General features: G+C 50.9%; 10 protein-coding genes and 1 pseudogene. 4 read left to right on the top strand and 7 right to left on the bottom strand.

Going from position 1 to position 12,759, the window contains the following annotated elements; all coding sequences use genetic code 11:
* Window positions 1–37 precede the first annotated feature (37 nt).
* The 4 genes from WDY75_RS28600 to WDY75_RS28610 all read right to left on the bottom strand — a co-directional run bounded on the left by WDY75_RS28600 (window position 38) and on the right by WDY75_RS28610 (window position 4,561).
* Entirely contained in the window at window positions 38–1,291 is a 1,254-nt protein-coding gene (locus WDY75_RS28600; protein ID WP_036644063.1) for an ABC transporter substrate-binding protein, read from the bottom strand.
* A 164-nt stretch (window positions 1,292–1,455) separates the two neighbouring features.
* Entirely contained in the window at window positions 1,456–2,415 is a 960-nt protein-coding gene (locus WDY75_RS28605; RefSeq protein WP_036644065.1) for a LacI family DNA-binding transcriptional regulator, read from the bottom strand.
* A 191-nt stretch (window positions 2,416–2,606) separates the two neighbouring features.
* Entirely contained in the window at window positions 2,607–2,711 is a 105-nt protein-coding gene (locus tag WDY75_RS30835) for a hypothetical protein (protein ID WP_231887984.1), read from the bottom strand.
* A gap of 200 nt (window positions 2,712–2,911) precedes the next feature.
* The gene (locus WDY75_RS28610; protein ID WP_036644067.1) at window positions 2,912–4,561 is read right to left on the bottom strand and encodes a glutathione ABC transporter substrate-binding protein; all 1,650 of its coding nucleotides are present in this window, start codon (window positions 4,559–4,561) and stop codon (window positions 2,912–2,914) included.
* A gap of 160 nt (window positions 4,562–4,721) precedes the next feature.
* On the opposite strand from WDY75_RS28610, the gene nikC reads away from it, so the two are divergent.
* From nikC to WDY75_RS28630, 4 genes are all read left to right on the top strand, one after another.
* A complete protein-coding gene (nikC, locus tag WDY75_RS28615; protein WP_036644070.1) occupies window positions 4,722–5,618 on the top strand; it encodes a nickel transporter permease in 897 nt (298 codons plus the stop codon).
* 19 nt (window positions 5,619–5,637) lie between these two features.
* A complete protein-coding gene (locus WDY75_RS28620) occupies window positions 5,638–6,561 on the top strand; it encodes an ABC transporter permease (RefSeq protein WP_006207784.1) in 924 nt (307 codons plus the stop codon).
* Window positions 6,562–7,732: 1,171 nt separating this feature from the next.
* On the top strand, window positions 7,733–8,746 hold the full coding sequence (locus tag WDY75_RS28625; protein ID WP_036644147.1) for an ABC transporter ATP-binding protein: 1,014 nt from the start codon (window positions 7,733–7,735) through the stop codon (window positions 8,744–8,746).
* Window positions 8,743–9,750: an ABC transporter ATP-binding protein gene (locus WDY75_RS28630; RefSeq protein ID WP_063478393.1), complete on the top strand. Its 1,008-nt coding sequence runs from the start codon at window positions 8,743–8,745 to the stop codon at window positions 9,748–9,750. The genes WDY75_RS28625 and WDY75_RS28630 overlap by 4 nt, the downstream gene beginning before the upstream one ends.
* A 151-nt stretch (window positions 9,751–9,901) precedes the next feature.
* On the opposite strand, the gene WDY75_RS28635 is transcribed toward WDY75_RS28630, so the two are convergent.
* The 3 genes and pseudogenes from WDY75_RS28635 to WDY75_RS30840 form a co-directional block, all read right to left on the bottom strand.
* On the bottom strand, window positions 9,902–10,825 hold the full coding sequence (locus tag WDY75_RS28635; RefSeq protein ID WP_331000338.1) for a metallophosphoesterase: 924 nt from the start codon (window positions 10,823–10,825) through the stop codon (window positions 9,902–9,904).
* 234 nt (window positions 10,826–11,059) lie between these two features.
* Window positions 11,060–12,481 (bottom strand): sensor histidine kinase, encoded by a 1,422-nt coding sequence (locus tag WDY75_RS28640; RefSeq protein WP_063478392.1) that lies wholly within the window; start codon window positions 12,479–12,481, stop codon window positions 11,060–11,062.
* A pseudogene (locus WDY75_RS30840) lies at window positions 12,478–12,684 on the bottom strand (helix-turn-helix domain-containing protein); the annotation flags it as partial. The gene WDY75_RS28640 and the pseudogene WDY75_RS30840, both read right to left, overlap by 4 nt.
* Between the last annotated feature and the right edge of the window lie 75 nt (window positions 12,685–12,759).

A 12,759-nucleotide genomic window follows, 5' to 3' on the forward strand; every position in this document is an offset into this window, starting at 1 on the left:
GGAATTGTTATTTCACTTCAGCGGCTTTGCCTGCTTCTTACTTGGATGCTTTCGCCCATACCTCATCAAGTTTCTGCAGGAACTGTTCACCTGTCATGCCCGGATTCATGAAGTACTCCTGCGTCGCCGGAGCCAGGTCATTCGTGATGATGCCCGACGGGAAGTAGTTCAGTGCCCAAGTAATCGTCTCGCCTTTCGTTGTTGCCTCATGCACCGCTTGGGACAATGGATCCAGGTCGCCTGCTTCAATATTCGTTAAAGCCGGAATGAATTTGAAATCGTCCACGATGGCTTTCTTGCCTGTGTCGCTGGTAAACAGCCAATTCAGGAAAGCGTTCGCAGCTTTGACTTCATCAGCATCAGCCTGATTGTTGACGACCCAGTAGCTCGCCACGCCAACGGCGATTTTATCGTTGCCCGCAAGCGGGAACGGCATCATGCCGACCTTGGAGCCGAAATCACCGAAGTCCGCAAGCATGGAGTAACTCCAGTTGCCTTGATGCACCATAGCCGTTTTTTCTGTTGCAAAGTCACCCATCTGGCTGTCGTATTTTACTTCCAGCGGATTCTTGGCATTGGCTTTGATCACATCCATGAATTTGGCCCACTCCTGGAACTCTTTCGTGTCGGCCATCTTCACTTCGCCTTTATTCAGCTGTTCAATATAAGCCAGCGGATCCGCTTGAAGCGCAAATGGTGTATTGAGAATGTGTCCGATCAGGAAGTATGCCTCCTGGGACAGGCTCAAACCGTTCTTGCCATCAGCCTTCAATTGCTCCATCGTCTTGGTGAAGGAGTCCAGGTCTTTCACATTCGCCGGATCTACCAGGTCCTTGTTGTATACAAGTCCGAAGCCCTCTACACCGTATGGAACGCCAACAGTTTTATCGTCGACCTTCAATTCCATGTCAGGCGCAATGTTCTTAACATACTCTTCACCGCTCAAGTCGGAGAAATAGGATTTCAGCTTCTCGGACTCGGGTCCCTGTGCTACGCTGAATATCGTCGGTCCCTGATTGCTGCCGAGCTTTGCTACCAGCTGCTGCGAATAGGCATCGCCCGCTGCACCCCATACTTCAACCTCGTTGCCGGTTTCTTCTTTATAAGTTTTAACCAAGGCTTCAAGTGGTTCTGTAATTTCAACTTTAGATTGGAAGAGCGTAATTTTCTTTAGCTTATCTCCCCCGGATGCTGCTCCAGACTCTTTGTCAGATGTACCGCCACAGGCCGCAAGTGTCGCAACCAAAGCGGTTGCCGTCAGTATGCTTAATACCTTTTTTACTTTTTTCAAGTGACACGCCTCCCCCTAAGGACTCTATAAAGTAAAACGTTTACAAACCCATCATATGGCGGTTTATCTAGATTGTCAATAAAAATTGTACGCGTTTTCATAAAAATATTAAGTAAAAAAACTAGTAAAATATTAGATATTTTACTAGTTAAATTCCCTGCGTTTTATTTTACTGTTTTCCGCCACTGGATGGTGGCATTCAGTTTAAAGGGTTCCCTGCCCGTGGTGCCCTTGATCATTTCCAACAGTTCCTTCGCCGCTAAATAACCGCTTTCATAACGGGGGATGGCAATCGTGGTCAATCCGGCCATGGCCGCCGCATCCGAATTGTCGAATCCGGTGATCGAGATATCCTCCGGTACCCGCAATCCATTCTCCTCCAGCGCTTTAATCGCGCCCAGAGCCATGTTGTCATTCGCGCAGACCAGCACTTCTGGCAAGGCGTTACTCAGTACCAGGATTTTGGCAGCCTGATATCCGCTTTCCTCGCTGTAGTCGCCATGAAAGTAATTGCGGCGATCAAAGACGATCCCGTTCTTCGCAAGCGTATCTATAAATCCGGCGTACCGCTCCTTATGGTCCAAAGTAAACTCCAGCCCGCCGATGTATCCAAATGTTTTGAACCCCTTATCCACCAAAGCCTGAACCATCTCACACATCACAGGGTAATTGTCAACGATCACGCTCTTGGTGTTGGCATACTCGTTATCGATAATCCGGTCCATGAGAACAACGGGAAATTGAGGCGTAGCTACAGAGACCAAATATTCGTCCGTCATATTCCGGTCCAGACTTATGGTACCGCTTGCAAATTTGCTGCGCATGAAATTCGTGCTGGATTTATTCGTGCAGATGATGAGGTCATACCCGTTCTCCGTCAGGCAATGGCTGATGCCCTTGATGATTTTTAAATAATAATCGCGATCAAAGTCGCTGAATACGAATATAATCGTGTTGCTTTTATCGGATTTGGTCCCCTTATGTGGAAAATAGCCATGTTCCGAGCATAATCTCAGCACCCGCTCCCTCGTATCCTGGCCCACGTTCTTGCGTCCGTTAAGTACATTCGACACTGTAGACACCGAGACATCCGCGAGCCTTGCAATTTCCTTCAAACCACTCATGCGTCCTATCCCCTCTCCAAAGGCGTTAGTAAATTTAATATAACATGGTTTTATTTTTAATAAAATTTACTTATTTTGTTTGGACGAGTTTTGGCATGGAAAATAATTGATGGGGATCATCGCTTAAGCAGGAAATTCTTTGCTTATACAAGCCAAGAAGCAGGCCATACGATGACATCGCCGTGACCTGCTTATCCGTATGTACCGGGAATCAGAGCTGGCTTAAGGACAATCACCGGCCCTGCCTCACTCAATATCCGCAGATGGCAACGCACTTGCGGCTGGCCATTTCCCAAAATTTCTACGATGTCGCTGACCGATCTCGATTCTTGCTTTTAGAGTTCAACAATGTTAGATCGGTTCGGTTACCTGTTCCCTTTGCTTATGCTGGTTCTCTTAGAGAACCAACAAAGAGGCCGCCCAATGGCGGCCTCTCTCACTATAAACTCCTCTGTAGATCAAAACCGGTCAAAACTATGAAAATTTCATAAAACCACTATGGTTGAATTGACACATTATGCAGCTGCATAATACCGTTTGGATGTCTCCAGAAGCCCTCGACCTTGCTGCTGACTCCGTTTAAATACTCCTGGTGGTGGATATACAACATCGGGGCCAGCTCAACCAGCTTCTCTTGCGCCTGTTTGTAGATTGCCTTGCGCTGTTCAGGATCGTTCTCCTTGCGACCTGCATCCAGCAGTTTATCCAGTTCAGGATTCTTCGTAAAGGTACGGTTGCCCGGCTCCCCTACATTTTTGGAATGGAACAGCTCATACATGCCGTAGTCGGCATCAGCCGTTACCGTAGACCAGCCCAAGATGAACATATCATGCTTGCCTTCTGCTGTCTGGGCCAGATAAGCGCCCCACTCCACCACTTCGATTTTGACATCGACATTCAATTCCTTCAACTTGGACTGTACATACTCGGCAACCTTGATGCGCTCCGGATTATCGTTGGTCCAGATGGTTGTGGAGAAACCTCCCTCGTACCCGGCCTCCTTCAGCAGTTCCTTTGCTTTGTCTATGTTATATTCGATCGGCTTTACGGTGGCATCATAGCCGTTTACGTCCGGTGCCAGCGGACCCACGGCAGGAATTCCCGTCCCTTCATAAATACCCGAAATGATCTCATCCTTGTTGATGGCCATGGACAAGGCTTGCCTTACCTTCACATCATTAAACGGCTTCTTATCGTTATTAAATCCAATATAAGACAAGCTCAGCGAGGCTTGACGGTTCAACGACATGCCGTCTGTGCTTTCAACGCGGCTGATGCTGCTTGGCGACACCGGATCTATAATGTGCGCATATCCCGTTTCGATCTCGGCGATCCGCGTCCCTTCTTCACTTACGACCTTGAACGTCACCCGATCCACCTTCGCTTTATCCCCCCAGTAATCGGCATTTGCGACAAGTTTCACTTCCTGCCCGGGGTTCCAGCTCTCTAACTTGAAGACGCCCGTACCTACTGGATTCTGTGCAAGGTACGTGCCGGCTTTCTCACCTGCCTTCAGCTTGTCATAATCCAGCTTGATGGCCTCTGCACTCACCATGCTGACCGCGGAATGGGCAAGATGCGCAAGCAGCGGCGAGAAGGCATACTCGGTCACGAACTGCACCGTATACTCGTCAATAACCTTGACCTCTTTAATCATGGCGACAAGCGAGGCTCGCGGAGAGGCTACGTCCGGATCCTGCATGCGCTCTATGTTCGCTTTTACGACCTCGGCATTGAATGGGGAGCCGTCTGTATACTTTACTCCCTGTCTCAGCTTGAACTCCCATGTCAGCTCATCGATTGCTTTCCAGCTCTCGGCCAGCCCGGGCTGAATGTTCAGGTCCTTATCATGAATCACCAGTGTGTTATAGATATGTGTTGTCATTACACTCGTTTGCTGGTCCGTCGACATATGAGGGTCCATGGATGGCGGATCAGAAAGCCAGGCAATCACAAGCTCATTCGCACCGGCTTCGGTCGTCCCCTCGGCGGGATCTTTGCTGCCTGTCTCCGGAGCCGGTGTATTGCTGTTATTTGACGGCGTTTCGGGATTACTGCTCTTGCTTGAACTATTGCACGCTGAGAGCACTACGGTAAGTATGACCAAGATACAGACAAGCCACCTTAATCTTCTATTACCTGCCATGTGAAACAAACTCCCCCTTCTCAATCAAAATAGGAAAATATTTTATACACAGTTAACATATATTTTACTATTTGATATTTATACCAGAAGAAGCCAGATTTACTTGCCGTTTCTACGACACCAATTCTGATATCCATACTCTGAGAAAGGATGATTTCACGTGCATAACATGACCGCTGATGCCAGACCACAAGAATCCGGTAATCATGGAACCCGCCTCGTACAATGGAAATCTTTCTACCACCGTCTGAGGAAAAACAAAGCGGCCTTATGGGGGGGTTATTTTCTCCTGCTGATGATTATTGTCGCTGTCATCGGCCCCTTGCTCACCCAGTATGATCCGACCAAAGTAGACTATTCTACGAAACTGCTCAAACCCTCTGCTGCCCATTGGTTCGGTACGGATCACAACGGAAGAGATATATTCACACGAATTATCCACGGCATGCGCCTCACACTCTCGGTCGGTTTTATCTCCGTCATCATCGGAGCTGCTTTTGGTGTCGTACTCGGAATCATATCAGGCTATTACGGCGGCAAATGGGATACTCTCATTATGAGAATTACTGATGTCATGCTGGCATTTCCAGGCATTCTGCTAGCATTGGCGGTTGTAAGCGTTCTTGGAAAAAACCTGTTTAACGTGATCATTGCAGTCAGCATCTTCTCGATTCCCACTTTTGCCAGAGTCGTCCGAGGCTCCACGCTTGCCGTCCGCAAGCTCGAATATATCGATGCCATGCGTTCGCTTGGCGCGAGCGACGGCCGCATCATCTTCGGACATATTCTGCCGAATATTACATCCCCCATCATCGTGCAAGCTACGCTGCGGATTGCGGTTGCCATCCTGACCGCCAGCGGTCTCTCCTTCCTCGGTCTTGGCGCCCAGCCTCCGACACCGGAATGGGGAGCCATGCTGAATGATGGGCGCAACTATATTATGGATCACCCTCATGTCGCCCTGTTCCCCGGCCTGTCGATCGTTGTCGTGGTCATCGCATTTAATCTGCTGGGTGACGGCTTGCGAGATGTCCTTGACCCGAAAATGAAAAAATAATGAAGGGAGCTGCCGGGCCATGCTCATCTATTCCATTCGAAGGCTTATTCAGACGATACCTGTCGTCATTGGCGTCACCATTGTTGTCTTTCTGCTGATGCACCTCATCCCGGGGGATGCGGCGCAGGTCATTATTGGGGAAGGGGCACCTAAAGAGCAGGTTGAGAAAATCCGCGAAAATCTGGGATTGAACGATCCGCTGCCACTGCAGTATTGGAACTATGTCAGCGGTTTGCTGCAAGGAGATCTCGGCGATTCAATCCGCAGCAACCGTCCCATCGCCGATGAAATATTCAAAAGCCGGTTCTGGATCACCGTCGAGCTGGCCATCTACAGTACGATCCTGGCCGTATTTCTTGGCATTCTGGCAGGCATCATCTCCGCCGTTAAAAAAAGCTCGCCTGCCGACATCGGCGTCATGTTCATCGCCCTGTTCGGGCTGTCGATGCCGAACTTCTGGCTGGGGCTCATGTTGATTCAGTATTTTGCCGTAGATTTGGGCTGGTTCCGCCCTTCCGGCTGGGGCACCTGGTCGCAGACGGTCCTTCCCGTGATCACGCTCGGGACAGGCGGCGCTGCGATTATCGCCAGAATGACCCGCTCCAGCATGCTGGAGGTTATCGGTCAGGATTACATCCGCACCGCCCGTGCCAAGGGTGTCCGGGAGCGCATCATTGTCTACCGGCATGCCTTGAAAAATGCCATGATTCCCGTCATTACGGTCATCGGCCTTGAATTTGGAGGCCTGCTCGGCGGGGCGGTGCTGACCGAGTCCGTCTTTGCCGTGAACGGCATGGGACGCTATGTGATCGACTCGATCAGGGCGAGGGATTTTCCCGTTGTGCAGGCCACGGTACTGGTGCTCTCGGTCATGTTCGTGCTTGTCAATCTGCTCGTGGACATATCCTACCGATACTTCAACAAGCGCATCGATTTCGATTGATTGATCTGGTTAGGATTCCAATTGACCCCCTACTCGCTGCCTGCCGGACTTGATCTATTTCTGGGGTGCTGTGCGGACATAGTATCCGCTGTTTGCTGAGGAATGGCCTGTTTCTGGGGTGCTGCGCAGACGCATGATCCGCTATTTGCTCTGAATCGCCCTATTCTCGAGCCCTTGCGGACATACGATCCGTTATTTGCTCAAAACCGTGGATTAATCCCGGAATATCTCGCAATAGCGGATCTGGTGTCTCATACTGCTACTCATTAATTTGTTTCGGGACTTTGTTACTTTTAATCCAGCATCGGACACACGATCCGTTATTTGCCGAGAATCGACCTATTCTCAAGCCCTTGCGGACACACGATCCGTTAATCTACTCAAAACCGTGGATTAATCCCGGAATATCTCGCATTAGCGGATCTGGTGTCCTCATACTGCTACTAAATGGCTAAAAACAAACAAATAGCGGAACCACGGTCCGAAAGCTACCCTATTGAGACAAACTGAGCTATTGGGAAGACTTTTGCACACCAACATTAGATACCAAATCCTCATTAACCTAACGAAGGAGCCGCATTTACTGAAATTACTTTGTTTCGGGACTTCGGGACATATACTCATGAGTAGCCCAACATCGTACTGTTTCGGGACTTGGGAACATACACCCCTGGTTAGTTGAATTAGTTGTTTTGGAACTTTGGGGCATTTAATCCAACACCGGACACACGATCCGAGGAGCGAGCCTGTTCTTGATTTCCTGCGGACACACGATCCGCTATTTGCCGAGAATCGACCTATTTTCGAGCCCCTGCGGACACACGATCCGTTAATCTACTCAAAACCACGGATTAATCCCGGAATATCTCGCAATAGCGGATCTGGTGTCCTCATACTGCTACTAAATGGCTAAAAACCAACAAATAGCGGAACCACGGTCCACAGCTACCCCTAATTGAGACAAACTGAGCTATTGGGAAGCCTTTTGCACACCAACATTAGATACCAAATCCTCATTAACCTAACGAAGGAGCCGCATTTACTGAAATTACTTTGTTTCGGGATTTTGGGACATACAATCATGATTAGCCCAACATCGTGCCGCTCCGAGCCAACATCGCAAATACCGTTAGATCAATTGAAAGCGAAGGGAGCTTAGACCATGATGAAGATGGAACAGCACGCATCAAATCTGCTTACGATCAAGAACCTGCAGACCTCTTTTTTCACCGACCTGGGAGAAGTCAAAGCGGTGGATGATATCAGCCTGAGCGTACGTAAGGGGAAGACACTCGGGATCGTTGGCGAATCCGGCTCAGGCAAAAGCATATTGTCCTTGTCCATCCTGCGGCTGATCCTTCATCCGGGACGAATCGTTGGAGGACAAATCCTATATAACGGAGAGAATCTGCTCGATAAATCGGACCGGCAGATGCGCAAATTAAGGGGCAACCAAATCTCGATGATCTTCCAGGAGCCGATGACCTCGCTCAATCCGGTCTTCACCGTTGGCGATCAGATTGCAGAGGCGTATCAGATTCATGAGAATCTGAGCAAAAAACAAGCCATGGACAAAGCCGTCGACATGTTACGGCTGGTGGGCATTCCCTCCCCGGAAAAAAGAGTGCGCCAGTATCCCTTCCAGCTGTCCGGCGGTATGCGCCAACGTGTCATGATTGCCATGGCGCTGGCCTGCAACCCCGATCTGCTGATCGCAGACGAGCCGACCACGGCGCTTGACGTGACCATCCAGGCTCAAATACTGGAGCTGATGAAGGAACTGCAGCAGAAGCTGCAAATGTCGATTATTTTTATCACACATGATCTGGGCATTGTAGCTGAAACCTGTGATGACGTAGCGGTCATGTACTGCGGAAAAGTGGTGGAATATACCGATGTGCGGACCCTGTTCAAGCACCCGAAGCACCCCTACACCGTCGGCCTGATGAACTCGCTGCCGCGGCATGATGTCGATAAAGAAACGCTTGAGCCGATTAAAGGCTCCGTCCCAAGCCCTTATGATCCGCAGGATGGCTGCCGGTTTGCGCCGCGCTGTCCGCACGCCGCCCAGCTGTGCTATGACAAGCTGCCTGACCTCCAGGCACTGGATGACCATCAGCAGGTAAGGTGCTGGATATACACGGATCAATGGCAGACCGAAAGCGAGGTGAACGTTCTCCCATGAGCAAAGAGCTGTTAACCGTCAAGAATCTCAAGCAGTATTTCCCGATCAAGGGCGGCGTCCTTGGCCGCACCGTCAATGTCGTAAAGGCCGTGGATGACATTTCGTTCTCTGTGCATGAGGGGGAAACCGTCAGTATCGTGGGCGAATCCGGCTGCGGCAAATCCACCACGGGCCGGGCCATCCTAAGGCTGGATGAACCGACCTCCGGCGAGGTGCTGTTCGAAGGGACGGATCTGCTCTCCCTGAACAAAACGCAGATGACCCGAAGGCGCAAAGACTTGCAGATGATTTTTCAAGATCCCTACGCGTCGCTGAATCCCAGAAAAACCGCGCTGCAGGTACTGGAAGAAGCGATGGACATTCAGAATGTCGTGCCGAAGAAGGACCGCCGGTCCCGTGCCATCGAACTTCTGGAGACGGTCGGGCTGGCTTCCTATCAAGCCAATCGTTATCCCCATGAATTCAGCGGCGGGCAGCGACAGCGGATCGGGATCGCCCGTGCCCTGTCCGTGAATCCCAAGCTGATCATCAGCGATGAAGCGGTCTCAGCGCTCGACGTCTCGATCCAGGCACAGGTACTCAATCTGATGAAATCGCTGCAAACCGAGTTCAAGCTCACCTACCTGTTCATCTCCCATGATCTCGGGGTTGTACGCCATATCTCCGACCGGATCATCGTGATGTACCTGGGAAAAATTGTGGAAATCGCGGATAAGCGCGCGCTCTTCCAGCAGCCGCAGCACCCCTACACCCGCGCCCTGCTATCCGCCATCCCGACGCTGGATCCCGAGCGCAAGAAGGAACGAATCATCGTGAAAGGGGATGTTCCATCCCCAATCAATCCGCCTGACGGCTGCCGGTTCCACACTCGCTGCATGTATGCCAGGGACCTATGCAGATCCGAAGCCCCAGCGCTTCGGGAAGTGCTTCAGCAGAACAGCGGCCATCAAGCAGCCTGCCACTATATCGAGGAGATTGCCGCCGGTGCGCTGGAAATGGTGTAGCCCTGTTCACCACTTCGGGCCGAATGACGGAAGTGTGCAGGATGCGCGTGGTCCAGAGCATGCTTGAATGGCTGTCCAGACACCACACGATAAATGCGCCACGAAAAAAGCGAGAGAACCATCATCTCGCTTTTTTTAATGCACGGAGCTATTAACCGGCCCCGGAATGAAGCGTAAATACCGAGATTTCCGGCGGATTGCCCAGCCTGATTTTAAAGCGTGTTGTGCCGATGCCCCGGTTCACATATAACCGTGCTTCCCGCTCTGAGCCGGATAAGTCGTACATCCCGCTTATATACTTGTCCGCCAGCGAAGTCCTGATCCATGCTCCCAGCACAGGCACATTCACTTGACCGCCATGGCTGTGACCAGACAGAATCAGGTCAATCGGATACCCAAGCAAGCGATCCGCTACGTCAGGCTCATGCACAAGCAGCATATTGAAGTGATCTTCGCTCAGGTCGGATAGTGTACCTTCAGCGTCCGGCCGACCCAGAAGATAATCGTCCAGGCCCGCAACGGTCATCGTCTCTCCGCTGCCGAGCGTTAAGTTTGCCGTATCGTTGACAAGCACGCGGAACCCTGCCTTTTTCATATATTCCTGGTACACGCGGCTCCCCCCGCCACCGCGGTCGTGATTGCCATAAACGGCGAATTTGCCTAGCGGCGCCTCGATCTCGGACAGAATATCCGGTACTTCCTTGATGCTCGCCGGACTTCGCCATACCGAATCAAATAAGTCGCCCGTAAATACGACCAAATCCGGCTTCTCCCGATTCAATCGCTGAACGAGTTGGCGCAGCTGGCGGTTCGAATAGCTTTCGCCAAGATGAGTATCACTGAACTGGGCGATTTTGATCCCATGAAAAGATTGCGACAGGTTCGGCGATTCCACCGTATGATGGGTCACCGTCAGTCGGCTCGGTTCTATTTGCGTAGCATAATAATAAGTCCCGGCAGTCAGCAGGAGCATTCCGATTACAATCCAAACGATGACACGGAGTGGGCGAGGTGATTTGCCCATTCCCGCTGCAGCAGCTTTTGCCTGCACTCCGTCGTGATCCAGCATTCTCATATCAGCCTCTTCCTCTCTTTATCCCAGAACTCGGTGCCCCACATACAGCAGCAGCACCACTAGCAGGAAAAACAGGCTCAGCAGCAGACTCGGCAGTTTATGAATCATGGGTGTCATCCCTTTCTCTCGGTGATGACTACATCTTAGGTCCCCTCTGTTACATCAATGTGACAGCAGCAAAAAAAGCCAATACAACAGCCTCACGGCTGATGCATTGGCTCTAATCGATCCTCCTCACGAACGAACGATTTCAGGATCGCTATGATGATCCATGAACGGCAGGGAAAAATAGAAGGTCACCTCATCTGCGTCAGGACGGACCCCATAGATGGCATGATGCTTCTCCAGAATCGTCCGTACAATCGACAGGCCTAGGCCTGTGCCGCTGTATAACTTGCTGCGCGAGGATTCCATCACATAAAACGGCTCCCATACGTGATCCCAATCGACTGGAGATCTTGCAGACGGTCCTACTGCGTTGGTGATTTCGAAATGAAAAACACCCACCCTGCGCTCTGCCCTAACCCGGATGGTTTCATCCGCGGTATACTTCATGGCATTTGTCAGCAGATTGTGAAACACCGAGGCCAGCTTGGCCTCGTCGGCCATCACCATGCCGCCCTCTGGCGGCAGCAAATCCTCAAACTGCACGCTTAAACCCTGCTGTTCAAAGGATAAGCGGTACGTATCCAATATCCCGGTTAGCAGCTGACGAATCTCAACAGGAGCATGCGTATACGGCTCGACCTGCAGCTTGGAGAATAACAGGAGACGATCAACCATCTCCGTCATGTCATCGGTTTTGTTTCGTATAATTTCCGTATAGGTTCCGTCGTCAAGTCCATCCTGAATGCCTGTCGCATACGCCTTGATCAAGGCTAACGGTGTCCTTAGCTCATGTGAAATATCGGCAATAAACCTGCGCAGCTCCTCATTCTTCCCCTCAAGTGTCACATGGGCACTCTCCAGCTTGGTACTCATTGAGTTAATCCGCTCGGCCAGCTCCTCCACCTCATCACCGGTGCGAATGTCCGCTTTTGTAAAGGTCAGGTTGGAAATCGCTTCGGCGGTTTCATTCAGCTTCGCCAGCGGCTTGACGATTCGCGTCGTAAACAGCACGGACAGCAGGATCAGCACCACCAGGGCCCCGCTCCAAATATACACATTAAACTGATTAACCATCGAGATGGTGTCAGACGTATACGGAATGGACTCTCCAACGGCAACAACATTCCCTTCCATTGGCAAAAAATTGACGAGGAAGTTCGATTTTAATTTGGGTTGGTCGTATATTTTGTTAACCCTTCCGCCTTCCCGCAACGTATCGATGTTGTCCGTAGTCAGCCAAAAGCGGCTGAGCGTAATCCGCTTCTCATTCAGCCGCGTCTTGAGGCGGTCATTCAACTGATCTTCGCTCTCCGCCAGATCCGCATAAACGATCGTAACCCGGTAGGTCTGCTCCAGCTCCGCTATTTCCTCCAAGAGCCGCTTCTTTTCCATCGACAGCACATGGGAGCTCACTTCCGCGAGCTTCTGCTTCTGTTGGTATAACACGTATTTCGGGAGAAAATACGTATTTAAGGCAAGAGACACGATGAATACGGCGGAGAGCACCAGCGTAATGCGGATGATCAGCTTTTTGCTTAATTTGCTCATAGGCGATCATCCAGACTGTATCCCATCCCGCGGTGGGTCTGAATGCATGACTCGCCGATCTTTTCCCTAAGCCGCCGGATGTGGGTATCCACGGTGCGCTCATCGCCAAAATAATCAAAGCCCCATACGTGATCCAGCAGCATTTTTCTCGACAGAATCCGGCCTTTGTTCGCCAGAAAATATTTCATGAGTTCGAACTCTTTATGCGTAGCCATCACGTCCTGTTCCCCGCGGTAAATCCGCTGCTCCTCCAAATCCACGGTCACGTTCCCGATCAC

It is taken from the genome of Paenibacillus glucanolyticus (genome assembly GCF_037333485.1).
Lineage (GTDB): Bacteria > Bacillota > Bacilli > Paenibacillales > Paenibacillaceae > Paenibacillus_AQ > Paenibacillus_AQ glucanolyticus.

Excerpts from the sequence above, each read along its gene's own strand:
- WDY75_RS28635 (WP_331000338.1), bottom strand. The coding sequence starts at position 10,825 with ATGAGAATGCTGGATCACGACGGAGTGCAGGCAAAAGCTGCTGCAGCG.
- WDY75_RS28640 (WP_063478392.1), bottom strand. The coding sequence starts at position 12,481 with ATGAGCAAATTAAGCAAAAAGCTGATCATCCGCATTACGCTGGTGCTC.
- WDY75_RS28625 (WP_036644147.1), top strand. The coding sequence starts at position 7,733 with ATGGAACAGCACGCATCAAATCTGCTTACGATCAAGAACCTGCAGACC.
- WDY75_RS28610 (WP_036644067.1), bottom strand. The coding sequence starts at position 4,561 with ATGGCAGGTAATAGAAGATTAAGGTGGCTTGTCTGTATCTTGGTCATA.
- WDY75_RS28605 (WP_036644065.1), bottom strand. The coding sequence starts at position 2,415 with ATGAGTGGTTTGAAGGAAATTGCAAGGCTCGCGGATGTCTCGGTGTCT.
- WDY75_RS28620 (WP_006207784.1), top strand. The coding sequence starts at position 5,638 with ATGCTCATCTATTCCATTCGAAGGCTTATTCAGACGATACCTGTCGTC.
- WDY75_RS28630 (WP_063478393.1), top strand. The coding sequence starts at position 8,743 with ATGAGCAAAGAGCTGTTAACCGTCAAGAATCTCAAGCAGTATTTCCCG.